General features: G+C 73.4%; 28 protein-coding genes. 16 read left to right on the top strand and 12 right to left on the bottom strand.

The genetic code is table 11. The annotated features are described in order from the left end of the window. Both ACIQR3_RS01185 and ACIQR3_RS01180 read right to left on the bottom strand, forming a co-directional pair. Positions 1–198 carry a DUF397 domain-containing protein gene (locus tag ACIQR3_RS01185; protein WP_403532580.1) on the bottom strand — a complete coding sequence of 66 codons (198 nt, stop codon included), beginning with the start codon at positions 196–198 and terminating at the stop codon, positions 1–3. Then, positions 195–1,040: a helix-turn-helix domain-containing protein gene (locus ACIQR3_RS01180; RefSeq protein WP_403532579.1), complete on the bottom strand. Its 846-nt coding sequence runs from the start codon at positions 1,038–1,040 to the stop codon at positions 195–197. Before ACIQR3_RS01180 ends, ACIQR3_RS01185 begins: the two co-directional genes overlap by 4 nt. A gap of 106 nt (positions 1,041–1,146) precedes the next feature. On the opposite strand from ACIQR3_RS01180, the gene mshB reads away from it, so the two are divergent. From mshB to ACIQR3_RS01165, 3 genes are all read left to right on the top strand, one after another. Beyond that, positions 1,147–2,010 (top strand): N-acetyl-1-D-myo-inositol-2-amino-2-deoxy-alpha-D-glucopyranoside deacetylase, encoded by an 864-nt coding sequence (gene mshB, locus ACIQR3_RS01175; RefSeq protein ID WP_403532577.1) that lies wholly within the window; start codon positions 1,147–1,149, stop codon positions 2,008–2,010. Beyond that, on the top strand, positions 2,007–2,435 hold the full coding sequence (locus tag ACIQR3_RS01170) for a DUF6113 family protein (RefSeq protein ID WP_403532575.1): 429 nt from the start codon (positions 2,007–2,009) through the stop codon (positions 2,433–2,435). Before mshB ends, ACIQR3_RS01170 begins: the two co-directional genes overlap by 4 nt. A 157-nt stretch (positions 2,436–2,592) precedes the next feature. Beyond that, positions 2,593–5,103 (top strand): hypothetical protein, encoded by a 2,511-nt coding sequence (locus tag ACIQR3_RS01165; RefSeq protein WP_403532573.1) that lies wholly within the window; start codon positions 2,593–2,595, stop codon positions 5,101–5,103. Positions 5,104–5,170: 67 nt separating this feature from the next. On the opposite strand, the gene ACIQR3_RS01160 is transcribed toward ACIQR3_RS01165, so the two are convergent. Continuing rightward, the gene (locus ACIQR3_RS01160) at positions 5,171–6,022 is read right to left on the bottom strand and encodes a tetratricopeptide repeat protein (protein WP_403532572.1); all 852 of its coding nucleotides are present in this window, start codon (positions 6,020–6,022) and stop codon (positions 5,171–5,173) included. A gap of 58 nt (positions 6,023–6,080) precedes the next feature. Further along, on the bottom strand, positions 6,081–7,085 hold the full coding sequence (locus tag ACIQR3_RS01155) for a GNAT family N-acetyltransferase (protein WP_403532570.1): 1,005 nt from the start codon (positions 7,083–7,085) through the stop codon (positions 6,081–6,083). 141 nt (positions 7,086–7,226) lie between these two features. Between ACIQR3_RS01155 and fdxA the strand changes: the two genes are divergently transcribed. Together fdxA and ACIQR3_RS01145 are read left to right on the top strand one after the other, a co-directional pair. Continuing rightward, entirely contained in the window at positions 7,227–7,547 is a 321-nt protein-coding gene (fdxA, locus tag ACIQR3_RS01150) for a ferredoxin (RefSeq protein ID WP_003973842.1), read from the top strand. Positions 7,548–7,656: 109 nt separating this feature from the next. Beyond that, positions 7,657–8,799: a bifunctional succinyldiaminopimelate transaminase/glutamate-prephenate aminotransferase gene (locus tag ACIQR3_RS01145; protein ID WP_403532568.1), complete on the top strand. Its 1,143-nt coding sequence runs from the start codon at positions 7,657–7,659 to the stop codon at positions 8,797–8,799. Between the two features lie 79 nt (positions 8,800–8,878). On the opposite strand, the gene ACIQR3_RS01140 is transcribed toward ACIQR3_RS01145, so the two are convergent. Both ACIQR3_RS01140 and ACIQR3_RS01135 read right to left on the bottom strand, forming a co-directional pair. Then, positions 8,879–9,280 (bottom strand): ATP-binding protein, encoded by a 402-nt coding sequence (locus ACIQR3_RS01140; RefSeq protein WP_403532566.1) that lies wholly within the window; start codon positions 9,278–9,280, stop codon positions 8,879–8,881. 299 nt (positions 9,281–9,579) lie between these two features. Next, positions 9,580–10,551 (bottom strand): heavy metal transporter, encoded by a 972-nt coding sequence (locus ACIQR3_RS01135; protein WP_403533927.1) that lies wholly within the window; start codon positions 10,549–10,551, stop codon positions 9,580–9,582. 147 nt (positions 10,552–10,698) lie between these two features. On the opposite strand from ACIQR3_RS01135, the gene dapE reads away from it, so the two are divergent. Further along, on the top strand, positions 10,699–11,778 hold the full coding sequence (dapE, locus tag ACIQR3_RS01130; RefSeq protein WP_403532564.1) for a succinyl-diaminopimelate desuccinylase: 1,080 nt from the start codon (positions 10,699–10,701) through the stop codon (positions 11,776–11,778). A gap of 111 nt (positions 11,779–11,889) precedes the next feature. Beyond that, positions 11,890–12,648, top strand: a complete 759-nt coding sequence (locus ACIQR3_RS01125; protein ID WP_215174409.1) for a TIGR00730 family Rossman fold protein — start codon at positions 11,890–11,892, stop codon at positions 12,646–12,648. Positions 12,649–12,655: 7 nt separating this feature from the next. On the opposite strand, the gene folP is transcribed toward ACIQR3_RS01125, so the two are convergent. After that, positions 12,656–13,516, bottom strand: a complete 861-nt coding sequence (gene folP / locus ACIQR3_RS01120; RefSeq protein ID WP_215174410.1) for a dihydropteroate synthase — start codon at positions 13,514–13,516, stop codon at positions 12,656–12,658. Between the two features lie 201 nt (positions 13,517–13,717). On the opposite strand from folP, the gene ACIQR3_RS01115 reads away from it, so the two are divergent. After that, entirely contained in the window at positions 13,718–14,119 is a 402-nt protein-coding gene (locus ACIQR3_RS01115; RefSeq protein WP_403532563.1) for a DivIVA domain-containing protein, read from the top strand. Then, on the top strand, positions 14,116–14,700 hold the full coding sequence (locus ACIQR3_RS01110) for a DNA-3-methyladenine glycosylase I (RefSeq protein WP_403532561.1): 585 nt from the start codon (positions 14,116–14,118) through the stop codon (positions 14,698–14,700). Before ACIQR3_RS01115 ends, ACIQR3_RS01110 begins: the two co-directional genes overlap by 4 nt. Before the next feature lie 10 nt (positions 14,701–14,710). Here ACIQR3_RS01110 and ACIQR3_RS01105 read toward each other — a convergent pair whose 3' ends face one another. Further along, on the bottom strand, positions 14,711–15,514 hold the full coding sequence (locus ACIQR3_RS01105) for an enoyl-CoA hydratase/isomerase family protein (protein WP_403532559.1): 804 nt from the start codon (positions 15,512–15,514) through the stop codon (positions 14,711–14,713). A 417-nt stretch (positions 15,515–15,931) separates the two neighbouring features. Here ACIQR3_RS01105 and ACIQR3_RS01100 point away from each other — a divergent pair, with 417 nt between their 5' ends. Then, on the top strand, positions 15,932–16,099 hold the full coding sequence (locus ACIQR3_RS01100; RefSeq protein ID WP_003966491.1) for a DUF3117 domain-containing protein: 168 nt from the start codon (positions 15,932–15,934) through the stop codon (positions 16,097–16,099). A 98-nt stretch (positions 16,100–16,197) separates the two neighbouring features. Here the strand turns inward: ACIQR3_RS01100 and ACIQR3_RS01095 are convergent, their stop codons facing one another. Next, positions 16,198–16,896, bottom strand: coding sequence for an O-methyltransferase (locus ACIQR3_RS01095; protein ID WP_403533924.1), 699 nt, complete (start codon positions 16,894–16,896; stop codon positions 16,198–16,200). 184 nt (positions 16,897–17,080) lie between these two features. Between ACIQR3_RS01095 and sigE the strand changes: the two genes are divergently transcribed. From sigE to ACIQR3_RS01070, 5 genes are all read left to right on the top strand, one after another. Then, on the top strand, positions 17,081–17,863 hold the full coding sequence (gene sigE / locus ACIQR3_RS01090) for an RNA polymerase sigma factor SigE (protein WP_403532557.1): 783 nt from the start codon (positions 17,081–17,083) through the stop codon (positions 17,861–17,863). Beyond that, on the top strand, positions 17,860–18,882 hold the full coding sequence (locus ACIQR3_RS01085) for an anti-sigma factor family protein (RefSeq protein ID WP_403532555.1): 1,023 nt from the start codon (positions 17,860–17,862) through the stop codon (positions 18,880–18,882). The genes sigE and ACIQR3_RS01085 overlap by 4 nt, the downstream gene beginning before the upstream one ends. Positions 18,883–18,971: 89 nt before the next feature. Continuing rightward, complete coding sequence (locus ACIQR3_RS01080; RefSeq protein ID WP_403532553.1) at positions 18,972–20,978, top strand: trypsin-like peptidase domain-containing protein; 2,007 nt, start codon at positions 18,972–18,974, stop codon at positions 20,976–20,978. Positions 20,979–21,101: 123 nt separating this feature from the next. Next, entirely contained in the window at positions 21,102–21,545 is a 444-nt protein-coding gene (locus ACIQR3_RS01075) for a sec-independent translocase (RefSeq protein ID WP_403532551.1), read from the top strand. A gap of 204 nt (positions 21,546–21,749) precedes the next feature. Next, positions 21,750–22,421, top strand: a complete 672-nt coding sequence (locus tag ACIQR3_RS01070) for a hypothetical protein (RefSeq protein WP_403532550.1) — start codon at positions 21,750–21,752, stop codon at positions 22,419–22,421. Positions 22,422–22,552: 131 nt separating this feature from the next. Here the strand turns inward: ACIQR3_RS01070 and ACIQR3_RS01065 are convergent, their stop codons facing one another. The 3 genes from ACIQR3_RS01065 to ACIQR3_RS01055 are packed head-to-tail and all read right to left on the bottom strand — an operon-like array spanning position 22,553 to position 25,626. Next, entirely contained in the window at positions 22,553–23,686 is a 1,134-nt protein-coding gene (locus ACIQR3_RS01065) for an Mrp/NBP35 family ATP-binding protein (RefSeq protein ID WP_403532548.1), read from the bottom strand. Between the two features lie 43 nt (positions 23,687–23,729). Continuing rightward, positions 23,730–24,341, bottom strand: coding sequence for a DUF1003 domain-containing protein (locus ACIQR3_RS01060; RefSeq protein ID WP_403532546.1), 612 nt, complete (start codon positions 24,339–24,341; stop codon positions 23,730–23,732). Then, positions 24,325–25,626, bottom strand: coding sequence for a magnesium transporter MgtE N-terminal domain-containing protein (locus ACIQR3_RS01055; protein ID WP_403532544.1), 1,302 nt, complete (start codon positions 25,624–25,626; stop codon positions 24,325–24,327). The genes ACIQR3_RS01060 and ACIQR3_RS01055 overlap by 17 nt, the downstream gene beginning before the upstream one ends. 221 nt (positions 25,627–25,847) lie before the next feature. Between ACIQR3_RS01055 and ACIQR3_RS01050 the strand changes: the two genes are divergently transcribed. After that, the gene (locus ACIQR3_RS01050; protein WP_403532542.1) at positions 25,848–26,588 is read left to right on the top strand and encodes a hypothetical protein; all 741 of its coding nucleotides are present in this window, start codon (positions 25,848–25,850) and stop codon (positions 26,586–26,588) included. Positions 26,589–26,599: the final 11 nt, after the last annotated feature.

Below are 26,599 nucleotides of genomic sequence, written 5' to 3'. Positions count from 1 at the left end.
TCAGGAGGCTTGGGCGGTGACGAACGCCGCCCATGCCTGCGGCGCGATGGCGAGGCACGGGCCGATGGCGTCCCGGTGCTTCGAGTCGCGTACGTGGACTCTGCCGGGGGTTGTGGCTATCTCGACGCAGGAGTCCGTCTCGGCGCCGCTGCTGTAGCTGCTCTTGAACCAGGCGAGGTCGGAGGCGGTGCGGGTCATGTCTCCCCCAGCAGGTCTTCGATGAAGGCGGCCGACTCACGCGGCGTGAGAGCCTGCCCGCGGATGATGCCATAGCGCAGCTCAAGGATACGGAGCTGTTTGGGCTCGCTGACGGGGCGGCCGTAGCTGAAGCCTGGCGAGCGGCCCACCGATGTACCGTCCTCGAACTTCATGATTTCGATGCCGCCGTCCACCCCGGCGTGCTCTTCGCGGTCCATCGGCATCACCTGGATCTCCACGGTCGGCAACCGCCCGGCCTCCAGGAGGTGTTCGAGCTGCCCGCGCAGCACCTCCTTGCCGCCGAGCGGCCGCCGAAGGGCCCACTCGTCCTGCACGAAGCTGAAGTCGGGCGCGGGGTCCCGCTCGAAGACCGACTTCCGGGCCATGCGCGCCGCCACTCCTCGCTCCATCTCCTCCACCGCGTACATCGGTCGCCGCATGCGGAACAGTGCACGCGCGTACTCCGGCGTCTGAAGGAGACCGTGGATGTGGAGGGGATCGTAGAGCAGGAGCTCGACCGCCTTCTCCTCCCGCTTGGCCAAGTCCCGTACGTTCTTCGGGTACCGGACCTTGGCCACGTCCTGCCGCATCGCGGCGACCAGTCCGCCCGCGTCCAGTACGCGGTCCGCCTTCTCCAGGTACCCGGGCCTCGGGATCCGCCTCCCGCCCTCCACCTTGTAGACCAGATCCTCCCCGTACCCCATCGCCGCCGCGAAGTCGGCCGCCCGCATCCCCGCTGCCTCGCGCCGCAGCTTCAGCTGGCGTCCGACCGTCGCGATGACGGCCATGCCCCACTCGTCGTCCGGGTCCACCGCCCAGCTCGCCTCGTCGTCCTCCGACATCCACCCCTCCGGTCACCGTCCGTGTCCGATCAGTCACACAGCACGGTAGAGGGAGAAGCCCGCGCCGTGTCCCGGCCTGTGGAAAACCCCTCGTAGGGTGGAGCCCATGACGGAACTGCCCTCCCGGCGTCTGCTGCTGGTGCACGCGCACCCGGACGACGAGTCGATCAACAACGGCGCCACCATGGCCAAGTACGCGGCCGAGGGCGCCCACGTGACGTTGGTGACCTGCACGCTCGGGGAGCGGGGCGAGGTCATCCCGCCCGAGCTGGCGCACCTGAGCGGGGCCGCCCTCGGGCAGCACCGGCTCGGTGAGCTGCGGGCAGCGATGGGCGCGCTCGGCGTGACGGACTTCCGGCTGCTCGGTGGACCGGGCCGGTTCGCCGACTCCGGGATGATGGGACTGCCCGACAACGACGACCCCGGCTGCTTCTGGCAGGCGGACGTCGACGAGGCCGCCGCGCTCCTGGTCGACGTCATCCGGGAGGTACGGCCCCAGGTCCTCGTCACCTACGACCCCGACGGCGGCTACGGACACCCCGACCACATCCAGGCCCACCGCGTCGCCATGCGCGCCGCCGAACTGGCCGCCGAGGCCGGCCACGGCATCGCCCGGATCTACTGGAACCGCGTCCCGCGCCCGGCCGCCGAGGACGCCTTCGCGCGGCTCGGCGAGGAGCTGCCCGGCCTCCCCTTCGACAAGGCCGCCGCCATCGACGACGTACCGGGCGTCGTCGAGGACGAGCGGATCGGCGTCGAGATCATCGCCGACGGCACCCCGTACGCCGCCGCCAAGGCCGCCGCCATGCGGGCGCACGCCACCCAGATCGAGGTCGCCGAACCGTACTTCGCCCTCTCCAACGCGCTGGCCCAGCCGCTGTTCACCACGGAGTACTACGAACCGGTGGGCGCCTGGGCGCCGGGCGGGCGCGCGACCGACCTGTTCGCGGGGACCGAGGAGGCGTCGTGAGCGACCGGAACGCGCGGACCGGGCAGACCTCGGTGCTCGCCCAGCCGCTGCGCCCGCCGTCCCTCGGGACCGCCGCCCTCTACCTGGGACTTCTCGTGCTCGGCGCGCTGACCGGGGCGGCCGGGGCACTGGTGCAGCCCGCGTGGTTCCCGGGCGGGCTGCTGCTCGCCCTCGTCGCCGAGGCCGGACTCTGCGTGGGCGCCGCCCGTGCCGTGGGCCGCCGGGGCGGGGCCGTCGCGCCCGCCGCCGGCTGGGCGGTCGCGGTCATGTTCCTCACCGCCAGCAGACCGGAGGGCGACTTCGTCTTCGCCGCCGGGAGCGGCTCGTACCTCTTCCTGCTCGGGGGCATCGCCGTGGCTGTGATCTGTGCCACCCTCGCGCCCGTGCGGCAACCGGACGGCGGCGCCGTCCGACTTGGCAAGTGACGTACTACTTCGCCGCCGCGCGCGGGTGCGGGTCCGGTGTGGGTTTCCCCGGCGGTCTCGGGATGCGCGTGAACAGCGGCCAGTATGGTGGTGCGCGCCGCCGAGCCGCCCGCTGTGAAGGTGCGCCGGGCGGCGGAGCCAACCGGGAGAACCTGCCTTGAGTCGTGAAACTGACACTCCGTCCTCCGGACCCCACGGGCGCGGCTCGGCCGCGTATCCGTCGGGTACGCCGCCCTACGGGACGCCGACGGGGCCCGACGCCGGTGCGGACGCGGGACGTTCGGCCTCGCGGCCGGACGAGCGCAAGACCGAGACGACGCTGACCACCCGGATCCGGATCAACATCCCCGGGTCGCGGCCGATCCCGCCCGTGGTGATGCGCAAGCCGGTCGGTGGTGCCGAGGACGGCGCGGGCGAGCCGGAGGCCGAGGCTCCGGTACTGGACGCGCCCACGCGGACCGTCGAGGCCCCTGGCGAGCCCGCCCGACCCGGCGGCGGGCGTTCCGGGCCGTCGGGTCTGTCGGGGCCGTCCGGTCCGTCCGGTCCGGTCGGTTCGGTCGGGCTCGGCGGTACCGCCGGGGCTGCCGGGGCTGTTGGGGCTGCGGGTTCCGCCGGTTCCGGCGGCGGCTCCACCGGGTCCGGTGGGGCCGGTGCGTCCGGTGCGTCCGGTCGGGAGAAGCCGACCAGTGACTGGTTCGCGCCCCGCAAGTCCGCGGCGGCCAAGGGCGGTCAGGGCGGCGGGGCCGGCAAGGGAGCGGGTACGCCCGGTGGTTCGGGCGCGGGTGCCGCGGCTCCGGGCGGCGGGGCCGCGGGTGCCGGTGCCGGACGGCCCGGCGGTGTGGTCGGTTCCATGAGCGCGCCGGGCGGCTCCCGGTCGTCCGCCACGGGCGGCGCCGGGGCGACCGGCGGACCCGTCGCGCCCGGACACGGCGGCGGTACCGGTTCCTTCGACGTGACCGAGGCGCTGGCCGCCGGCCCCCTGGGCGACGGCTCCCGCCCGGGCGCCGGACCGGAGCCGCGCCGCGACGACCTGCCGTACTTCTCCGAGCCCGGTTCCGGTGACGGGGTTTCCGGTGGCTCCGACGCGTCGCGCGGCCCCGCGGGCCCGACGGGCGGACCGGTGACCGGCGACGGACCCCTGACGTCAGCGACGGGTCCGGCCGGACCGGGCGGACAGGCCGGACCGGGCGGGCGGAGCGGCCAGGGCGGGCCGGACGGTTTCGGCGGCCAGGGCTCCCACGGCGTACCTGGCGTACCCGGCGTACCCGGCGGCCTCGACGATTCCGGCGGCCTCCGCGGTCCCGCCGGCCCCGGCACCCCCGGCGGCCTGCGCGCCCCCGGCGCACCGGGTGGCGGCCCCCGCCCGGCGGGCCCCGGCGGCATCATGGGCGGCCTGGGCGCGACGACCGGCCCGAACACCTCCGCGGCCCCCGACCCCCTCGGCACCCCCACCGCCCCCGGCGCCGGACTGAGCGACGACACGGCGATCCTCACCCCGCAGACGCCGGCCCCCGAACCCCAGGGCGGCATCCCCTTCGGCAACCGGGACAACGTCTCCGGCAACACCGTCACCAGCGGCATCCCGGTCGTGCCCGGCGACACCTCCGTACCGTTCCAGGGCGGCGGCCCCGTCGGCGGACCGTCGGCGCAGACGCCCCCGGCGCGTCCGGAGCCCGCCGCCGCGGCAGCACCGGCCGCCGCCGCGAAGCCCGCGCCGGCCAAGAAGAAGGGCCGCAGGAAGCTCCCCCTGCTCGTCGGTGCCGTGATCGTCGTCGGCGGTCTGGTCTACGGCGCCGGACTGCTGATGAACCACTCCGACGTCCCCAAGGGCACCACCGTGCTCGGCGTCGACATCGGCGACAGCACCCGGGACGACGCCGTCGAGAAGCTCGACGCCACCTTCGAGAAGCGGGTGAACAAGGAGCTGAAGCTCACCGTCGACGGCGAGACCGTCTCGCTCAAGCCGGACCAGGCGGGGCTCCAGTTCGACACCCAGGCCACCGTCGACATCGCCGCGCAGAGCGACTACAACCCGGTCACCGTGATCGCCGCGCTCTTCGGCAACCACCGGGTCGTCAACCCCGTGATGCCGGTCGACGAGGAGAAGCTCCAGGCCGCGCTGGAAGACGCGGCCGGCGGATCCGGCTCCATGACCGAGGGCACGATCGAGTTCAAGTCCGGCAAGGCCGTGGCCGTGTACCCGAAGGCGGGCCAGGGCATCGACGCGGAGAAGTCGGCCGACGCGGTCACACAGGCGTACCGCACCCAGGTCGAGACCGGCTCCTCCGCCGCCGTGAAGGTCGCCACCACCGCCAAGCAGCCCGAGATCACCAAGGCCGAGGTCGACCGGGAGATGAAGGAGTTCGCCGAGCCGGCCATGTCGGCCAACGTGGTCGTGCAGACCGACGCGGCGCACACCATCGAGATGAGCCCGCAGAACTCGCTGTGGAAGTTCCTCCGGGTCACGGCCGTCAACGGCAAGCTGGTCGACAAGCCCGACCTGGACGCGCTCGAAGAGCTCTACGGCCAGACCTTCGACGGCGTCCTCATCGCCCGCGCCAACGGCGAGAAGACCGAGGTCACCCCCGAGGACGTCTACGGCGCCCTGCGCCAGGCCCTGCTGAGCAGGACCGACCGCGTCGCGGTGATCGACACCAACCCGAGCTGACCTGTCCGGAGGGCGCCCACTGGGCGCCCTCCGGAAGGGGTGCGGGATCGCCACACGGTCCGAGCCGCTAGTTCAGCATGGCCCGCGCTGCCGCCGCCTCGCCCCGCAGCCGCTCCCCGGCGGCCGGGTCCACCGCCCCCACGATCTCCGCGTAGGCCTCCAGCTCCGCCGCCCCCGCCAGGAACTCCCCCCGCCCCACCAGCAGCCGAGCCCGCTCGTACCGCAGCCGCGCCGGATGCGACGGCAGCAGCAGGGACAGCTCCACCGCCCACAGCGCCACGTCCGACCGCTCGGGCCGCGGCGCCGCCCACGCCCGTACGTTGTTCAGGATCCGCAGTACGACGTCCAGCGGATCGGCCGGCCCCAGCATCGACGGCCGCAACGGCACCCCCGTCGCCCCGGCCACCAGAAGCTCCGCGTCCGTCCCGGACAGCACCCGGCCCCCGCCGAACGGATCGGCGAGCACCAGCTCCGCCCCCGCCCCGAACCCGACCACGAAGTGCCCCGGCAGCGCCACCCCGTACACCGGCGCCCCCGCCCGCCGCGCCACCTCGATCCACACCACCGACAGCAGGATCGGCAGTCCTCGCCGCCGCTCCAGCACCCGGTGCAGCAGCGACGACTCCAGCCGCCGGTAGTCCGCGGCCGAGCCGCCGAACCCGTGGCCCTCGCCGAGCAGCTCGCGCAGCGCCACCGCCCAGGCGTGCGGCCCGCCGGGCCGGAACGGGAGCTGTCCGGCCAGCCGGTCCAGTTCCGACTGCGCGGCGTCGATGCCCGCCTCGTCCAGGGAGCCGTCCGCGACCGCGCCCACCAGCAGGCACAGCGTGGCCAGGTCGGGCCGGTCGGACCGGGCCTCCTCGGCGAACCGGCGCCGCAGTCCGGCGGCGCGTTCCGGGGACGGGGGAGTGGGGGAACACATGGCTGGGTAGTGCCCTCTCACAGCGATCGGTTACCGGTCCGGGTCCGCCGGGGTCCGCTCAGGAGCCGCCCGGCGCCCGGTAGTGGTGGTAGGCGTGGTGCGCGGCGAAGCCCAGCCCGGTGTACAGCGCCCGGGCCCCGGCGTTGTCCGTCTCGACCTGGAGCCAGGCCGCCGACGCGCCCTCCGCCAGCGCCCGCCGGGCCAGCGCGGCCATCACCTCGCCGGCCAGCCCCCGGCGCCGTAGCGCGGGGTCCACCTCGACGGCCGCGAACCCGGCCCAGCGCCCGTCCACGACACACCGCCCGATCGCGGCCGGCGGCTCGCCCGCCCCGGCACCGGGCACGGTCGCGAACCACACCGACGGACCGGCGCCCAGCACCTCCAGCGCGACCCCGCTCACACCTGTGCGCTGGTACCGCGCGAGCCACGCCTCGTCCGCCGTCCGGGAGAGCGTGACCCCCGCGCCCTCGGCCCGGTCGGCGACCGGCGCCAGGTTCCCGGTCCACAGCTCGGCGCTGACCTCCCGCGTCCAGCCCCGCTCCTCCAGCTCCACGCAGAGCGCCTCCTGCGTGCCCTCGGCCCCGGTGGCGGTCTGGACGTACGCGGGCAGGCCGCGATCGCCGTACCAGCGCCGTACGGCGGTCAGCGCGTCGTCGAGCGGAAGTCCCGGATCGCCCAGCGGGAGCACGGAGTTGGCCCGCCGGGTGAACCCGGACGCGGCCCGCAGCTCCCACTCGCCCAGCCGCTCGCTCTCCACCGGCCGCCAGCCCCGGGAGGCGACCCGCGCCAGCTCCTCGTAGGAGGCGGCGGGGCCCCGGCGACGGGCCGGAGCGGAAGGCACCACTTTGCCCGCGACCAGCGAGGATTCACCGATCCGGACGGTCTCGCCGGTCTTGCGTGTGATCAGCAGCACACCATCGTCCCAGGATGTGAGAACGCCGACCGTGTCCGTGAACCTCCCACCCGGCGCGTCGTCTTCCGTCCACCGCCGCACCGAGACGCGTTTCCCCACGTCAGCGGTGGTGATACGGACCTTCAGACGCCCAGCGCCGGAGATTTCCACGGGTCGGTTCACCCCTCCTGTTCGGATCATGCCCAAGAACGGAGATACTAGAGGCGGGCATCGACGACGCCGCGCTCCCGCGCGCCAGGCGGCGGAGCCTGAGGAGGCCCGCCAGCGCCCGTATCGAGGAGGAACGACAGCGTGACCTACGTCATCGCGCAGCCTTGTGTCGACGTCAAGGACAAGGCGTGTATCGAGGAGTGCCCGGTCGACTGCATCTACGAGGGCCAGCGGTCCTTGTACATCCACCCGGACGAATGCGTCGACTGTGGTGCCTGTGAGCCGGTCTGCCCGGTCGAGGCGATCTTCTACGAGGACGACACTCCGGAGGAGTGGAAGGACTACTACAAGGCGAACGTCGAGTTCTTCGACGAGCTGGGTTCGCCCGGCGGCGCCAGCAAGCTGGGTCTGATCGAGCGCGACCACCCCTTCGTCGCCGCGCTGCCGCCGCAGAACCAGTAGCAGCGGCCCGCACACCCGCGCCGCCTCGGTCCCGTACGGCCTGATCGTCCCTGATCGGTGCCGGACGGGGCCGAGGCGTTTGCCGTACGACGAAAGTGAGCCAGTAACCGTGTCCGCAGTCTCCGACCGCCCGCCCGTCGCCCGCCGCCACCCTTCCAAGGAGTCGCTGCGCGACCGCCTTCCCACCTTCCCCTGGGACAAGCTGGAGCCGTACAAGAAGACGGCCGCCGCGCACCCGGACGGCATCGTCGACCTGTCCGTCGGCACCCCGGTCGACCCGGTCCCCGAGCTGATCCAGAAGGCCCTGGTCGACGCGGCCGACTCCCCGGGCTACCCGACCGTCTGGGGCACCCCGGCACTGCGCGACGCGATCACCGGCTGGGTCGGGCGCCGGCTCGGCGCCCGGGACGTCACGCACCGCCACGTCCTGCCGATCGTCGGCTCCAAGGAACTCGTCGCCTGGCTCCCCACCCAGCTGGGCCTCGGCCCCGGCGACACGGTGGCCTTCCCGCGCCTGGCCTACCCGACGTACGAGGTCGGCGCCCGCCTGGCCCGCGCCGAGTACGTCGCCTACGACGATCCGACCGAGCTGGACCCGGCGGGCCTGCGGCTGCTGTGGCTCAACTCCCCGTCCAACCCGACGGGGAAGGTCCTCTCCAAGGCCGACCTGACCCGGATCGTCGCCTGGGCCCGCGAGCACGGCGTGCTGGTCGTCTCCGACGAGTGCTACCTGGAGCTGGGCTGGGAGGCCGACCCGGTCTCGGTCCTGCACCCGGACGTCAACGGCGGCTCGTACGACGGTCTGGTGGCCGTGCACTCGCTCTCCAAGCGGTCCAACCTGGCCGGCTACCGGGCCGCCTTTCTGGCCGGCGACCCGGCGGTCCTCGGCCCGCTCCTGGAGATCCGCAAGCACGGCGGCATGATGACGTCCGCGCCGACCCAGGCGGCCGTGGTGGCCGCCCTCGGCGACGACGAGCACGTCCGCGTCCAGCGTGAGCGGTACGCGGCCCGCCGCACCGCCCTGCGTACCGCGCTGCTCGGCCACGGCTTCCGCATCGAGCACAGCGAGGCCGGCCTCTACCTGTGGGCCACGCGCGACGAGTCCTGCTGGGACACCGTCTCCCACCTGGCGGAGCTGGGCATCCTGGTCGCCCCGGGCGACTTCTACGGCCCGGCGGGCGACCGTTTCGTACGTGTCGCCCTGACGGCGACGGACGAGCGCGTCCGCGCGGCGGTGGCACGGCTGTCCTGACGGCCTCGGCCGGCAACGACGACGGAGGGGCCCGGGGGAGTGTTCCCCCGGGCCCCTCCGTCATGGCGCGAAGCGGATGTCAGCCGCCCAGCGGCAGGCCCTTGCCGACGGAGGGGGCCGGCAGGGTGCGGGCGGTCTCGCCGATGAGGTCACCGGTGGAGCCCGCCGTGTCCCCGGCGGCCTTCTGCGCGGCCGGGGTGGCCTTCTTGACGACCGAGCCACCGGTCTTGCCCGCGGCCGGCACGGCCTTCTTCACGGCCTTGCCGCCGGACTCACCCGCGGTCTTGGTGACCTTCTGGGCCGCGGAGTCCACGGTGTTGCCCACGTTCGCCCCGTCCAGGGCGCTCAGCCCGCTGAGGTTCGGGGCGGCGGGCAGCTCCGGGGCCGCGCTGGCGGAGCCGGCCGCACCGACCCCGGCAGCCGCTCCCGCAGCGACGAGCAGCGCGGCACGGGCGATCCGGCGGGTCAGGGGGAGGGACATGATGCTCCTTCGACGGAATGTCAACGGTGGTGGGGTCCTCTCGGACGCAGTGACTACCGCTCGAAGGCCGCGAAGGTTGCGGCGGCAGAACGTAAAGAGTTGGCAATGTGTCGCATTATCGAGTGCGGAGGAAAACGGGCAAAAGAGCCCGGTCGGAAAGTCTGCTGAATCCCTTGCAGTCCTGTGTTCCCAAGGGTTTCGGCGCCTCGGCCGGCGACTGGGAGGAAATGCGAGCGGGCGGCTGCCGGGGCATCGCCCGAATAATCCGCCCGGGTGAGGACTCGCACTGGGGGCCGGGTCTACTGGGCGGTCACGATCCGGACCGACCCGGTGCCCCGTTCCGCACCCCGGGTCCCGGCCGCCTCCAGCGCCTGCCACCGGCCGGCCGTGTTCCCGGCGATCCCCGCGCGCCACTCCCGCCCCGCGTACACCACCCGCTCGATGTGCAGCGCCGAGGCGTTGGCCACCGCCCAGTGCGCCAGCTGCCAGCCACGCCGCCGGACGCTGGCGCTCCGCACGGCGTCCGGAGCGGCCCCGGCGGCCACCGGCAGCGTCACGGTCCGCCCGTCACCGCCGCCCGGCACCGCCGCCCGCCTTCCGGCCTCCGCATGCCGCACGGCGCGGGCGGCCTTCGCGGGCAGCGCCACCGCCGAGGCGTCCGCCGCCGCGCGGTCCGGCCGCAGCACCGCGCGCCCGAAGTCCCGCACGAGCGCCGCCCGTACCGCCTCCGGGCCGCCGGCGCGGGCGGCGCCCGGGCGTCCCGCGCAGGTCAGCGTGGCCGCGGACCGACCGGTCAGGGCGGCGGCGAGCAGCGCGGCGTCCGGCTCGTGCTTGGCGTACGCCTCGGGGAAACCGCTGCGCTGCACCCGCTGGGCGGCGACGGTCAGCGGCAGCCGCGTATAGCCGGGCACGTCGACCAGATGGTCGTAGAACTTCCCCGCCGCGTACGTCGGGTCCATGATCCGGGCCGGGGTGCCCCAGCCCTGCGAGGGCCGCTGCTGGAACAGGCCGAGGGAGTCCCGGTCGCCGTGGCGGACGTTGTGCAGCGCCGACTCCTGGAGCGCGGTCGCCAGGGCGATGGTCACCGCCCTTTCGGGCAGCCCGCGTGCAGTGCCGACGGCCGTGACGGTCGCCGCGTTCACCGCCTGCTCCGGCGTGAACGCGTACTCCTCGTCGTCGTCCGCCGCGGAGACGACGGTGCAGCCGGTCGCGCCGGTGCCCGCGGTCAGGTACTGCACCACGAGGTATCCGGCGAGCGCGGTCAGCACCATCAGGGCCGCCCCGAAACGGAAGAGACGGCCGCGGCGCTTGCTGGTGAGGGGCGGCTGTGACACGGGGTACAAGGTACTGGAGGGCATGATCGATGCCCGATCAGGCGCGAGGAGTGTCCCGAAGGGCAGCGGGTTAGGGTCGACGTCATGGCCGACACCCCGCTTGACCTCTCGCTGAACGCCGCCGAGCTGACCGCCCGGCTGGTCGACTTCCCCTCCGTCAGCGGCTCCGAGAAGCCGCTCGCCGACGCGATCGAGGACGCCCTGCGCGCCCTGCCGCACCTGACGGTCGACCGGCACGGCAACAACGTCGTCGCCCGCACGGACCTCGGACGCGGGGAGCGGGTGATCCTCGCCGGGCACATCGACACCGTGCCGATCGCCGGCAACGTCCCCTCGCGGCTGGACGAGGACGGGGTGCTGTGGGGCTGCGGGACCTGCGACATGAAGGCGGGCGTCGCGGTACAGCTGCGCGTCGCCGCCACGGTGCCGGCCCCCAACCGCGACCTGACCTTCGTCTTCTACGACAACGAGGAGGTCGCCGCCGACCTCAACGGGCTGGGGCACGTGGCCGAGGCGCACCCCGAGTGGCTGGCGGGCGACTTCGCGGTGCTGCTCGAACCCTCCGACGGGCAGGTCGAGGGCGGCTGCCAGGGCACGCTGCGGGTGCTGCTGAAGACCGCGGGCGAGCGCGCGCACTCCGCGCGGAGCTGGATGGGCTCCAACGCCATCCACGCCGCCGCCCCGATCCTGGCCCGGCTGGCCGCCTATGAGCCCCGGTACCCGGTGATCGACGGCCTGGAGTACCGGGAGGGCCTCAACGCGGTCCGGATCTCCGGGGGAGTGGCCGGCAACGTGATCCCCGACGAGTGCGTGGTCACCGTCAACTTCCGCTACGCCCCCGACCGTTCGCCCGAGGAGGCCCTTGCCCACGTCCGCGAGGTCTTCGCGGACTGCGGGGTGACGGAGTTCGTCGTCGACGACCACAGCGGTGCCGCCCTGCCCGGCCTCTCCCACCCGGCCGCCGCCGCCTTCATCGAGGCGGTGGGCGGCACCCCGCAGCCGAAGTACGGCTGGACGGACGTCTCCCGCTTCTCCGCGCTCGGTGTCCCCGCGGTCAACTACGGCCCCGGCAACCCGCACCTGGCCCACAAGCGCGACGAGCGCGTCGAGGTGGCGAAGATCCTCGCGGGTGAGGAACGCCTGCGCGGATGGCTCACCGCCTGATCACGGGCGTGGTTTGAGCCGCTGCACGGCGGACATGCTGAGGTACCCCGGACGTAACCCGCGTGGATCTACGCTGAGGTGGAACGACGGCACGACGCAAGGGAGCTCCGCATGCCCACCGGCAACCCAGAAGGCAAGAAGCAGCCGCCGGACGAGCAGCGCACGGGGCCGGTCCTGCGCAGGCGGGACCAGGTCAAGCCGAGCACCACGGACCAGCGGCTGCTGGACGAGCGGGCGCCCAGCGACTGGGTGCACACCGACCCGTGGCGGGTGCTGCGCATCCAGTCGGAGTTCATCGAGGGCTTCGGCACGCTCGCCGAACTCCCGCCCGCCATCAGCGTCTTCGGCTCCGCCCGGACACCCGCGGACTCACCGGAGTACGAGGCCGGCGTCCGCCTGGGCCGCGGCCTGGTGGAGGCCGGCTTCGCGGTGATCACCGGCGGCGGTCCGGGCGCCATGGAGGCGGCCAACAAGGGCGCCTCCGAGGCGGGCGGCACCTCGGTCGGCCTCGGCATCGAGCTGCCCTTCGAGCAGGGCCTGAACCCGTACGTCGACATCGGCCTCAACTTCCGCTACTTCTTCGTGCGGAAGATGATGTTCGTCAAGTACGCGCAGGGCTTCGTCGTCCTGCCCGGCGGCCTCGGCACCCTCGACGAACTCTTCGAGGCCCTCACCCTGGTCCAGACCCAGAAGGTGACCCGCTTCCCCATCGTCCTGTTCGGCACGGAGTACTGGGGCGGCCTGGTCGACTGGCTGAAGAACACCCTGATCGCCCAGGGCAAGGCGGCCGAGGCCGACCTGCTGCTGTTCCACCTGACGGACGACGTGGACGAGGCGGTCGCGCTGGTCTCCAAGGAGGCCGGGCGCTAGACGTGGGCTAGGCGAGGCCCCGGCGGGCCACCGCGGGGGGACGGTGGCCGGCGATGGACGCCACCATGTCCAGTACCTGCCGGGTCTCCGCCACCTCGTGCACCCGGTACACCTGCGCGCCCAGCCAGGCGGAGACCGCCGTCGTCGCCAGGGTGCCGATGAGCCGCTCCTTGACCGGCCGGTCCAGGGTCTCGCCGACGAAGTCCTTGTTGGACAGCGAGACCAGCACCGGCCAGCCGGTCGCCGCCATCTCGCCGAGCCGCCGGGTCGCCTCCAGGCTGTGCCGGGTGTTCTTGCCGAAGTCGTGACCGGGGTCGATCAGCACCGACTCCCGGGGCACGCCCAGCGCCACCGCCCGCTCGGCCAGTCCCAGCGTCACCTCCAGGATGTCGGCCATGACGTCGTCGTACGTCACCCGGTGCGGGCGGGTGCGCGGCTCGGCGCCCCCGGCGTGGGTGCAGACCAGGCCGGTGCCGTAGCGGGCCGCGACCTCGGCGAGCTTCGGGTCCACGCCGCCCCACGCGTCGTTCAGCAGGTCCGCGCCCGCCTCGCAGACGGCCTCGCCGACCTCGTGCCGCCAGGTGTCGACGCTGATCACGACGTCCGGGAAGCGCCGCCGCACCTCCGCGACGAACCCGACCGTGCGCCGCGCCTCCTCCTCGGCGCTCACCTCGTCGCCGGGACCGGCCTTCACCCCGCCGACGTCGATGATCGCGGCCCCCTCGGCGACGGCCCGCTCCACGCGCGCCAGCGCCGGCTCGTCGTGGAAGGTGGCGCCCCGGTCGTAGAAGGAGTCGGGGGTCCGGTTCACGATCGCCATGATCACCGGCTCGTGCGCCTCGAATACGCGCCTGCCCAGCCTGAGCATCCCCTGTGTCTCCTTCTCCGGAAGTCTTCGTGTGTCCTGTGTACGGTCCGGTCGCGGACCGCCTGCGGCCCCGGCTGTCAGACTCGCATGGCACGATCGACCTGACACACCCGACTCCGATCCGTACGTACCCGGTACCGACTCCGTACCGGCTCCGTCCGATCACCGAGATCACTGACCGTGGGGGCCCCAGCGGTGGTTATGTTCCTTTTCCTCGTCATCGCGCTCGCCGTCGTGGTCGCCGCGGTGACCCTCGCCGTGGTCGGCGGCGGTGAGAGCGGCCCGCTGCCCGACGCCGCGCCCGAGCGGCTGGTCGACGCGCTGCCCGCCGAGCGGCCGGTGCACCGCGCCGACGTGGACGACCTGCGCTTCCCGCTCACCCTCCGCGGCTACCGCATGGCCGACGTCGACGACGCCCTGGGCCGGCTCGGCGCCGAGCTGGCCGAACGCGACGCCCGCATCGCCGACCTGGAGGCGGCCCTCGCGGGCGCCCGGTCCGGGGACCATTCCGTCCCCGGAGGCCACTCCGTTCCCGGGGGCCACTCCGTCCCCGTGGAGAAGCGGGCCTTCGTGGAGGAGCGGGCCGAGGAGGAGGGCAGTTGAGCGCCGGGGCCGCAGCCGTCGGTCCGGACGGCGCCCCGCGCTGCCCCTGGGCGCTGTCCACCGCCGACTACGTCACGTACCACGACGAGGAGTGGGGCCGCCCGGTCCACGGCGACGACGCGCTGTTCGAGCGGCTCAGCCTGGAGGCGTTCCAGTCCGGCCTGTCCTGGATCACCATCCTGCGCCGCCGGCCCGGCTTCCGCGCCGCGTTCGCCGAGTTCAAGATCGACGCGGTGGCGGAGTTCACCGGTGCGGACCGCGAGCGGCTGCTCGCCGACCCCGGGATCATCCGCAACCGCGCCAAGATCGACGCGACCCTCGCCAACGCCCGGGTGCTGGCCGGCTGGGCCCCGGGCGAGCTGGACGAGCTGATCTGGTCCCACGCCCCCGACCCGGCGGGCCGGCCGGTCCCCAGGACCCTGGCCGACGTCCCGCCGGTCACCCCCGAGTCGACCGCCCTGGCCAGGGCGCTGAAGAAGCGGGGCCTGCGCTTCGTCGGTCCGACGACCGCGTACGCCCTGATGCAGGCGTGCGGACTGGTCGACGACCACCTCGCGGACTGCGTGGCCCGGCGCACCTGAGGGGCAGGCGCTACCGGCCCAGGTACGTCGGCTTCTCCTTGTTCACGAACGCCCGCACCGCGATGCCGTGGTCCTCCGAGGAGCCCGCCCGCGACTGCAGCTCGTCCTCCTTCTCCAGGGTCTCGGCGAGGGAGTGCGTCAGCCCGTACGCCATCGACTCCTTCAGTGCCGCGTACGCCACCGTCGGCCCCTCGGCCAGCGCGCGGGCGGTCTTCTCCGCCTCGGCGCGCAGCTCGCCGGCCGGGACCAGGCGGTTGGCGATGCCCAGCTCGTACGCCTCCTGGGCGGTGACGGTGCGCGGGAAGAGCAGCAGGTCGGCGGCGCGGCCGGGGCCGATCACCCGGGGCAGCGTCCAGGAGACCCCGGAGTCGGCGGTGAGCGCCACGCCCGCGAAGGAGGTGGTGAACGCCGCCGTGTCCGCGACGATCCGGTAGTCCGCCGCGAGCGCGAAGCCGAGGCCCGCCCCCGCCGCCACCCCGTTCACCGCGGCGACCACCGGCTTGGGCGCCTCGGCCAGCGCCCGCACGATCGGGTTGTAGTGCTCCCGCACGGTGCTCATGGTCTGGCCCGAGCCGGTCTCACGGTCGGCGGCCAGCAGCCCGATGTGCTCCTTGAGGTCCTGGCCCACGCAGAACGCCCGGTCACCGGCGGCGGTGAGCAGTACGGCCCGTACGGCGCCGTCGTCCGCCGCGGCCCGCGCCGCGTCCCGCAGGGCGGCCTTGGTCTCGATGTTCAGCGCGTTCATCGCCTCGGGGCGGTTCAGCGTGATCGTCGCGAGTCCGTCGCTCACCTCGTAGAGCACGGTGTCGGCCATGGGTGTGTCCCCTCCGCGTCGTCCGGTCCTGCCCGGTCCTGGGCTGGTCCTGCCTGATCCTGCCTGGTCCTGCCTGGTCCTGTCTGGTCCTGTCCGAGGGACAGCATGACGGAGATCACCGGGTTCGGACCGTGGCGGCGGTGTGACGTCCGTCAAAGAATTGCGGTTCGTCTTTGTTCGATGGAAGTGCGTGCGGGCGCGCAGTATCGCAGTCCCGTCCCCGAATTGAGTGGTTTTGCTCGCGTGCGTTGTCCAAGCGATGCCGACCGATGTTGGTCATCGGGTCCTGCGATGCGGGATAATGGCTTGGAAGCAATGTGTTCGATGCCGGTGTCGCGTGTCCCTAGCACGGGGCTGCGCGTGCCCTCGTGGGCCGTCGGCCTGGACGATGAACTGGTATCAGGAAGGGGAACGAGCATGGCGGCCATGAAGCCGCGGACGGGCGATGGCCCGCTCGAGGTGACCAAGGAGGGGCGGGGCATCGTCATGCGCGTTCCGCTCGAAGGCGGCGGTCGGCTCGTCGTCGAGCTGACCCCCGACGAGGCCGACGCACTGGGCGATGCCCTCAAGAAGGTCGTCGGCTGACGCGCAAGCGACCATACATGTCCAGTCGCCCCGGTACCGCACGCGGTACCGGGGCGACTGTCATGACGGACCTGCATGACGGACCTACCGGGGTGTCCTCACCGCTTCACCGCGCACAGCAGGCCCTCGCCCACCGGCAGCAGTGAGGGCACCAGCTCCTGGCTCTCCCGCACCGCCCGCAGCAGCTCGCGCACCCGCAGCACCTCGGTGGGCTGCGGTCCGGAGTCGACCGTCCGGCCGTGGGCGAAGACGCCCTCGAAGACGACCAGGCCGCCCGGCCGCAGCAGACGCAACGATTCAGCGAGGTAGTCGAGGTACTCCAGCCGGTCGCCGTCGCAGAAGACGAGGTCGTAGCCGGCGTCCGCGAGGCGGGGCAGGACGTCCAGGGCCCGGCCTGGGATGAAGCGCGCCCGGTTGCTGGCGAATCCCGAGGCACGGAAGGCCTGGCGGGCGAACTGCTGGTGCTCCGGCTCGGGGTCGACCGTGGTGAGCACGCCGTCCGGCCGCATGCCGTGCAGCAGGTGGATACCGGAGACACCGCAGCCGGTGCCGATCTCCGCGACCGCCTTGGCGTCCACGGCGGCGGCGAGCAACCGCAGCGCGGAGCCCGTGCCGGGCGTCACCGAGCGCAGGCCCGCCTCGTGAGCCCGGTCACGGGCCCAGAGCAGCGCGTCGTCCTCGGCGACATAGGCGTCGGCGAACGCCCAGCTCGTCTGCCGGTTGCCGGTAATGACCCTCTCCTGTCCCCGTTGAAGCCTCGGCGTGACTGTATCCGTTGGCGCCGGGAACCCGCAGATGGGACCGGTCGTTTGAAGGGGCGGGGACGAGAAGACCGAGCGAGCGGGGCGGCGACGGGGGCAGGCAATGGACCAGGGAACGGACCGGGACACCGAGCAAGTGATGACGCAGCCGTACGAGCCGTGTCAGCCCGAATCAAATTCTCGTAAAACCGCTTATCCGGAGCTAACGGGCGAGGTGGCTATGGTAGGGGCTCCACTGGACACCACCAGAGCCGACAGGGGAGGTGCGGCCGCGCCCGGGGACCGTCGGGGAGCGCTGTGGCGCTTCCTCGGATCGGCGGGCAGGCCGAAATCCGTGAACGACACCGCTGCTGACCACAGCCACGCCGCCGGCGCCGCCGGCCAGGACCGGACCGCGACCTTCTCCACCGACGCGGACGGGCAGGCGTGGACTCCGCCCACCTGGGAGGAGATCGTCAGCACGCACAGCGGCCGGGTCTACCGGCTCGCCTACCGCCTGACGGGCAACCAGCACGACGCCGAGGACCTCACCCAGGAGGTCTTCGTCCGCGTCTTCCGCTCCCTGTCGACCTACACGCCGGGCACCTTCGAGGGCTGGCTGCACCGCATCACGACCAACCTCTTCCTGGACATGGTCCGCCGCAAGCAGCGCATCCGCTTCGACGCCCTCGGCGAGGACGCCGCCGAGCGGCTGCCCAGCCGGGAGCCCACCCCGCAGCAGGTCTTCAACGACGCGCACTTCGACGCCGACGTCCAGCAGGCGCTGGACACCCTCGCGCCCGAGTTCCGCGCCGCCGTCGTCCTGTGCGACATCGAGGGACTGTCCTACGAGGAGATCGCCGCCACGCTCGGCGTCAAGCTCGGCACGGTCCGCTCCCGTATCCACCGGGGCCGCTCCCAGCTGCGCAAGGCCCTCGCGCACCGCTCGCCTCAGGCGCGTGCCGAGCGCCGCTCCTTCATGGCCCGCGTTCCCGCACTGGGAGGAGGGGGCGCGAGCGCGTGAGCGGTTCACGGCCGAAATCCGAGGGACACCTCGCAGAGCAGCATCTGGGAGACCGACTCTCCGCCCTGGTGGACGGCGAGCTCGGTCATGACGCGCGGGAGCGCGTGCTGGCGCATGTGGCCACCTGCCCCAAGTGCAAGGCGGAAGTGGACGCGCAGCGCCGGTTGAAGAACGTCTTCGCCGAGGCCTCCGGCCCCGCCCCCTCCGAGAGCCTCCTGGCACGCCTCCAGGGGCTCCCCGGCGGTGACGGCTCGTCGGGCTCGTCGCCTGGCGGCGACGCGCTGTCCGGGTTCTCCGACCTGACCGGGCGGTTCGGTACCACCGGGGCGTTCGGGGTCGAGCGGGGCGGGGGCTTCGCCTTCGGTTACGCGCCCTCCCGGTCGCACGCCTCGTCGGTGCTGGCGCCCTCCGCGCCGGGCCGCGGCTTCCGCATCCACGACGTCGGTCGGCACGAGTCCGACCGGGCGGCCTCGCGCGGACTGAGATTCGCGTTCGTCGCCGCCGGAGCGGTGTCGCTGGCCGCGGTCGCCCTCGGCGGCGTCACGGCCGGTTTCCCCGACAGCACCACGGAGGCGCGCGGCGGCTCCGGGACCGGCAGCAATGTCACCCCGGCCCGCACCCAGGGCGCGGGATCGTCGACGACCCCCGAGACCCAGCGCCGCCGCCTGATCGGGCCGCTGCTCGGCCAGGCCGCGGGCCAGGGATCGCCCGGTGACGCCCCGGTGGCGTCCACCGCGCTCTCCGCGCCGCTGCTGCCCGGTCTGCCGGCGCCTTCGGCGGGGCCCGACGACCAGACCGGTCACCCCCTGACCACGCCCGTCATGGCCGGTGCCGTCGCGATGTCCCCGCTGATACGTCCCTTCGAGGCGGTTGTGCCGGTCGCGCTGTCCGCTTGGCCGACGACGCCCGAGGTCACGGCGCCCGGCCTGCTCAGCGCGCCCGTCCCCGATCCGTACGCGTCCCCGTCCACCGCTCCGTCGGCCTCTCCGGCCGCGTCCTCCTTCCCTTCCGCTCCCTGACCGGCCGCTGCGCGCCGGCGACCGGGTTTGATTGAATCCGGGGTGGCGCGCAGTCGACGGGCCGCGCGGCGGCCAGCTGTGGGGAGAACATGAACGAGGGCAAGCCCGACGGCGGCTTCGAGCCGGCCCGGCCCCGGGAGCCGGAGGGGGACCAGGGCGGTGACGGCCCTGGGGCGGCGCCTGCGCCGGCCGCGGCCGACCGCCCCGAGCCTACGGACCCGCCCGCCCCTGGCATCAGCCCCGCCCCCGGCTCCGGCTCGGCCCCGGGTCCCGGATCCGCCCCGGGTTCCGGCTCGGCCCCGGGTTCCGGCTTGGCCCCGGGTTCTGGCTCGGCCCCGGGTTCCGGCTTGGCCCCGGGTTCTGGCTCGGTCCCGGGTTCCGACGCCACCCCCGGCTCCGACTCCGGCTCCGACCCGGATCCGTACGACACCCCGCCGTACGGTCAGCCCGGCCCCTGGGCTCCGGCACCGCCGGTCCGGCATCCGGCGGCGCCGCCCGCCTCCGGAGTGCCGCCGCGGACGGTCCCGCCGGCCCTTGGCGTCCCGCCGCAGCCGGCGCCGCCCGTCTCTGGCGTCCCGCCGCAGCTGGCGCCGCCCGCCTCTGGCGTCCCGCCGCGGCCGACCCCTCCGGTCCTGCCCCCGGCGGCGCCGCCCGCCTCTGGCGTTCCACCGCGGCCGACCCCTCCGGTCCTGCCCCCGGCGGCGCCGCTCGCCGTCGGCGTTCCACCGCGGCCGACCCCTCCGGCCCACGGGGCGGTCTCGCCGACCGTTCCCCCGCCCACCCCCGCGGTGCCGCCCCCCGCCCACGATCCGGCCCCCGCCCCTGACCGGGCCCCGGCCCTTGACCCCTGGGCCCGCTACGACCCCTGGGCCGTGGCGCGGACCGGCGGGGCGGCACGGCAGAACGGCGCGACGGGTGCTGCGGGTGCTGTGGGCCCTGTGGAGGCTGAGGGCTCCGTGGGCTCCGTGGGCGAGAGCCGGCGGCGGAGCCGGGCGCGGAAGGCGCTGGTCGGGCCGGCGGTCCTGCTGGCGGTCGTCTCCGGCCTGGCCGGCGGTGTCGTCGGGACGTACCTGGAGCGCAACGGCGGCCTCGGCGCCGTAGAGCTTCCGCAGGCGGCCGAGGAACCCGCCGGGCGGGACCCGGACAGCGTGGCCGGGATCGCCGCGAAGGCGCTCCCCGGCGTGGTCACCCTGCACGCGAGCGGCGCCGAGCAGGGAGGCACCGGCACCGGCTTCGTCCTCGACACCCGCGGCCACATCCTCACCAACAACCACGTCGTCGCGCCCGCCGGCGCCGACGGCGTCATCACGGTGACCTTCCACAGCGGCGACAGCGCCGAGGCCACCGTCGTCGGCCGGGACAGCGGATACGACCTCGCCGTGGTCAAGGTGCGAGGCGTGCGCGGACTCAGCCCGGTGCCGCTCGGCAACTCCGACAACGTCCGGGTCGGCGACCCCGTCGTCGCCATCGGCGCCCCCTTCGACCTGGCGGGCACGGTCACCTCCGGCATCATCAGCGCCACCGAGCGGCCCATCACGGCGGGCGGCGAGGAGGCCGACGGCAGCGACGTGTCCTACGTCGACGCGCTCCAGACCGACGCCCCCATCAACCCCGGCAACTCCGGCGGCCCCCTCCTGGACGCCGCCGGCCGCGTCGTCGGCATCAACTCCGCCATCCGCTCCGCCGACGGCTCCACCACCCCGGACGGCGGCCAGGCCGGCTCCATAGGGCTCGGCTTCGCCATCCCGGTCAACCAGGGCAAGCGCGTCGCCGAGGAACTGATCGACACCGGTCACGCCACCCACCCGGTCATCGGCGTCACCCTCGACATGAACTACGCCGGGGACGGCGCCCGCGTCGGCACCCGGGGCGGCGACGGCGGCCCCGCGGTCGCCGAGGGCGGCCCCGGTGACAAGGCCGGCCTCAAGGCGGGCGACGTGATCACCGCCGTGGACGGCCGCCGCGTCCACTCCGGAGAGGAACTGATCGTCCGCACCCGCGCCCACCGCCCCGGCGACCGTCTCGCCCTCACCCTGGAACGGGACGGCGAGGTGAGGAAGGTCTCGCTGACGCTCGGTTCCTCGGACGGAGACTGAACCGGATGGCAAACAACGCGGAAAGCGACCGGACCCGGCGCACGGGGAGCGGACGGGACTGTACCGGTCTCATGGGATGGGCGGGTACCGTGGAGGCGGCCCGGACATCCCAAGGAGCTTCAGGTGTTCAATGACATAGGACCACTCGAGCTGGTCACGCTCGTCGTCCTCGCCGTGCTCGTCTTCGGTCCGGACAAGCTCCCCAAGGTCATCCAGGACGTGACGCGCACGATCCGGAAGATCCGCGAGTTCTCGGAGAGCGCCAAGCAGGACATCCGGCAGGAGCTCGGCCCCGAGTTCAAGGACTTCGAGTTCGAGGACCTCAACCCCAAGACGTTCATCCGCAAGCAGCTGGACAACGACGACCTGGGGCTCAAGGAGATCCGCAACGGCTTCGACCTGAAGAAGGAGATGGCCGAGGTCGCCGACGCGGTCCAGGGCCGGGAGTCCGAGACCTCCTCGTCGTCCGGGTCCTCGTCCTCGTCCTCCGGCCGGATCGACATGACCAAGAAGCCGGAGACCACGGTGCGCGAGGAGCGCCCGCCCTACGACGCGGACGCCACCTGACGCTCTGACGCCTGCGTCTCGTCCTACTCCGTTGCGGTGGCGCACGGCCTGAACCCGTCGCCCGCGCGCTCCACGCGCCGGGCGCTTTCCCGGCCGCCCCGACCGGTGTGGCTATGCTGCCGACTTGTTGTACGGATCGTACGAGTACGCCCGATGGGGGGCGGGCCGTGCCGGTCCGACTAGAGCGAGGAGGCGTCCGGGCACATGGAGACGACGAGTCGGGCAGTCGCGCAGACGCCGGCCGCGGAGGGCGGAGAAGAGTCCCCTTCCGCCCGGAGTGCGGTCGACGGCTACCTGCGTGCGCCCTTTCCTTGGTACGGCCTCGACGAGGCGTTCACCGGGCCGCGCTGGCTGATGCAGGTCGGCGCGGCCGCCGACGGGGCGGTGGAACACGGTTCGCTCGGACACGGGGACGAGCCGTCGGTGCGCAACGAGCACGTGGCGGGTGACGAGAAGGACGCCACGGAGAAGTTCGCGGTCGTCGTGACGGTCGCGGCCAACCCGGTGCGGCGCAGCGCGGACGGTACGGGGATGCTGGAGGCCACGTCGGTGTCCTCGGCGGCGTGGCTGGCCGGGGTGGGGCTGCTCTCCTTCACCTGGCCGGGGCAGATGGACCACTCGCTGCGGGACGACTGGCTGGACCAGCAGACCGAGACGGCGTGGGTCCTCGCGGACGATCTCGACGGCGAGGACTGGTCGACGCTGTCGCTGCCGGTGGACGGCGTGCCCACGCCGTTCCACTACCGGGAGTCGGAGTTCGGGTGGGTGCTGGCCGGTTCCACCGAGCAGGGGGTGCACCTGGGGGCGTACGGCAGGGGGATGAGCGTGTACGGGCTGGCCTTCGCCGCGGTGCAGGACATCGCCGCGTACGCGTGAACGGTGGGGCGCCGGTTGTCTTCGGCGCCCCTTCGCCGCGGAGGGGAGCTCCGCTGTGGGGCGACCGCGGGTCGGTCGCGGTCGCTCGCGCGGTTCCCCGAGCCCCTGGGGCATGACCCTTGAGGCAGTACTCAGAACTTGTTCTTCGGGGTGATCCCCAGCGACAGGCCCGACAGACCCCGCTGCCGTCCCCCCAGCTTCCCCGCGATCGAGCGCAGGGCCGCGCCCGCCGGGGAGTCCGGGTCGGTGAGGACCACCGGCTTGCCCTCGTCGCCGCCCTCGCGCAGGCGGACGTCGATCGGGATGGAGCCGAGGACCGGGACCGAGGCGCCGGTGGTGCGGGTCAGGCCGTCGGCGACCATCTGACCGCCGCCCGTGCCGAAGACGTCGACCATCTCGCCGCAGTGCGGGCAGGGCAGCCCGGACATGTTCTCGACCACGCCGACGATCTTCTGATGGGTCTGTACGGCGATGGCACCCGCCCGCTCGGCCACCTCGGCCGCCGCCTGCTGAGGCGTCGTCACGACCAGGATCTCGGCGTTCGGTACCAGCTGGGCGACGGAGATCGCGATGTCGCCCGTGCCCGGCGGCAGGTCGAGCAGCAGGACGTCCAGGTCACCCCAGTACACGTCGGCCAGGAACTGCTGGAGCGCGCGGTGCAGCATCGGGCCGCGCCACACCACCGGGGCGTTGCCCGGGGTGAACATGCCGATGGAGATGACCTTCACGCCGTTCGCTGACGGCGGCATGATCATGTTCTCGACCTGGGTGGGCCGCCCGTCGGCGCCCAGCATGCGCGGCACGGAGTGGCCGTAGATGTCCGCGTCCACCACGCCGACCTTCAGGCCGTCCGCCGCCATCGACGCCGCCAGGTTGACCGTCACCGACGACTTGCCGACGCCGCCCTTGCCCGAGGCGACCGCGTAGACCCGGGTGAGGCTGCCGGGCTTGGCGAAGGGGACCTCGCGCTCGGTCTGGCCGCCGCGCAGCGCGCTGGCCAGCTCCTTGCGCTGTTCGTCGCTCATCACGTCCAGCGTGACGTCGACCCGCGTGACGCCGTCGACGCGCGAGACGGCGTCGGTCACGCGCTGGGTGATGGTGTCGCGCATCGGGCAGCCGGAGACCGTCAGGTACACGGTGACCGCGACCGCCCCGTCCGCGCCGATCTCCACCGACTTGACCATCCCGAGTTCCGTGATGGGCCGGTTGATCTCGGGGTCGTTCACCGTCGCCAGTGCTTCGCGCACCGCGTCTTCCGTAGCCATGGCACCGATGGTACGGCGCCCGGCGCGGGCGGCGGAAAGCCCGTCAGCGGTCGTCTGCGTCACGTCCCCGCGGCGGTTCCGCCGGGAGTGCCAGGTTTACGTCGGTCCCGGGGTGGTGGCCGTCGCGCCGGGAGTCCAGTTCCTTGATCATTTCCTGGAGTTCGTCGCGGATCCAGTCCCGGGTGGCGACCTCGCCCAGGCCGATCCGCAGGGCGGCGATCTCGCGGGTCAGGTACTCGGTGTCGGCGATCGACCGCTCGTTCTGCTTGCGGTCCTGCTCCAGGTTGACCCGGTCCCGGTCGTCCTGCCGGTTCTGCGCGAGCAGGATCAGCGGGGCGGCGTAGGACGCCTGGAGGGACAGCATCAGCGTCAGGAAGATGAACGGGTACTCGTCGAACCGCAGGGCGGCGGGGGCGGAGATGTTCCACACCACCCACACGATGATGACGACCGTCATCCAGACGATGAACCGCCCGGTGCCCAGGAAGCGCGCGATCCGCTCCGACAGCCGCCCGAACGCCTCCGGGTCGTACTCGGGCAGCAGCCGGCGGCGCGGCGCGCGCGGCTGGTCGAGGCGGGGCCCGCGGTGCCGGGAGGCGGCCGTCGCGCCCGAGACGGCGCGCTCCCGCACGGGCGTCTCACGCTCCGGCGCCATCGGCACGCACCCCCTCGGCGTCCGCTTCTTCCAGGTGGTACTCGGTCTCCCGCCAGTCGTCGGGCAGCATGTGGTCCAGTACGTCGTCCACGGTGACCGCGCCCAGCAGCGACCCCGAGTCGTCGACCACGGGCGCCGCCACCATGTCGTACGTCGCGAAGAACCCGGCGACGACCGGCAGCGCGGCGTCCGGCTCCAGCGGTTGCAGATCGTCGTCGATGATCGAGCCGACCAGCGTGTACGGGGGGTCCCGCAGCAGCCGCTGGAAGTGGACCGTGCCGAGGTACTTGCCGGTCGGCGTCTCGTCGGGCGGGCGGCAGACGTAGACCTGCGCGGCGTGCGCCGGGGACAGGTCGGGGTTGCGGATGCGGGCCAGGGCGTCGGCGACGGTGGCGTCGGGCCGCAGCACGATCGGCTCGGTCGTCATCAGACCGCCGGCCGTGTGCTCCTCGTACGCCATCAGCCGCCGCATGTCGGCGGCGTCGTCGGGCTTCATCAGGCTCAGCAGCCGCTCCTTGTCCTGCTCGGGCAGTTCGCCCAGCAGGTCTGCGGCGTCGTCGGGGTCCATCGCCTCCAGGACGTCGGCGGCCCGCTCCTCCGCCAGCTTGCCGAGGATCTCGATCTGGTCGTCCTCCGGCAGCTCCTCCAGGACGTCGGCCAGCCGGTCGTCGTCGAGGGCGGCGGCGACCTCGGCGCGGCGCTTGGCGGACAGGTGGTGCAGGACGTTGGCGAGGTCGGCGGGGCGGAGCTGTTCGAAGGTGGCGAGGAGGTTCTCCGCGCCCTGCCCCTGCTCCTCCGCGGAGAACCCGGTGACCGCCGACCACTCCACCGTCAGCGCCTCGCCCTTGCTGCGCCGGAACGCGCCGCCCCGGCGGCCCCGGCGGACGAAGATCTTGTCGATCTCCCAGTCCCGGCGGGCGGGCAGCTGGTGCACCGACAGGTCCAGGACGGTGACCTCCTCGCCGGTCTCGGCGAGGGTGACGCGCCGGTCGAGCAGTTCGCCGAAGACGAGGCGCTCGGTGGGCCGCTGCTCGAAGCGGCGGACGTTGAGCACGCCGGTGGTGAGCACCTGGCCGGACTGGACGCCGGTGACCCGGGTCATCGGCAGGAAGATCCGGCGGCGGGTGGCGACCTCGACCACCAGGCCGAGCAGCCGCGGGGGTTTCTGTCCGACGCGGAGCATGACGACCAGATCACGCACCCGCCCCACCTGGTCGCCGTTGGGGTCGAAGACGGCGACACCGGAGAGGTGCGATACGAAGATCCGGGGGGCGCCGGCTGCCATGGCCGCGGCTCCTTTTCCTCACGCCGGCGTGTGCAGGCGTGCTGCGTCGTCGTGCTCTGTCCCTTTTCCGAAATGCCCGCTCGGACGCCCTTCAGGCTAGCCCGTCCGGAACCCGTCCGCCCTGGTGGCCGGTCCGGACGGACTGGCTCCGCCGCCCGCGTCCGGCCCCGGTACGCTGCCGTACGCCGCACCGGTCTCCCGCGAGAAAGGCAGCCCCACCCGTGACTGTGACTCCCCGGCGCAGAAATCCCCGGGCCGCTCTCGCCGGCGCCGCGTGTGTCCTGGCCGTGGGGACGGGGCTGACGGGATGCGGCGGCGAGGACCCCGACGCGGGCACCAACGGGGTCGGCAAGCTGTCCGCGGCGCAGATCCAGCGCAAGACCCGCACCGTCGCCGAGGCCGCCCAGACCGTGCGGCTGCACGGGACCGTCGTCACCAGCGGCAGTACGTACGCGCTCGACATGCGCCTGAAGTCCGACGGGGGCACCGGGTCGGTCACCGCGGAGGGCGCGACGTTCGGGCTGCTGCGGGTCGGCGAGCAGCTCTTCCTCAAGGCCGACGCCGACTTCTGGAGCCACGACACCGGCGACGCGGACGCCACCGCGGCCGAGAAGCTGGCCGGCAAGTACGTGAAGGTGCCGCAGGGCGACCCCTCGTACAAGAAGTTCAGCGGGTTCACGGACAAGGACGTGCTCCTCGACGGTCTGCTGGCGCTGCACGGCACCGTGGAGACCGAGGGCCGGCACGAGCAGAACGGCACCCGCACCGTGCGCATCAGCGGGGACGGGGGAGACGGCGGTTCGCTGGACGTCTCCCTGGAGGGCAAGCCGTATCCGCTGCGCCTGGTCCGGGCGGGCAGCGCGGGCACGCTGACCTTCTCCGACTGGAACAAGGACTTCGCCCTGACCGAACCGGACAAGGACGACACCCTGGACTACGGCAAGCAGCTGCCGACGTCCTGACTCCGCCGGGG

The organism is Streptomyces sp. NPDC090994, assembly GCF_044768905.1.
In the GTDB taxonomy this organism is placed as follows: domain Bacteria; phylum Actinomycetota; class Actinomycetes; order Streptomycetales; family Streptomycetaceae; genus Streptomyces.
The sequence above is the reverse complement of the archived record's forward strand: the minus strand, read 5'-3'. Positions and strand labels throughout refer to the sequence as shown.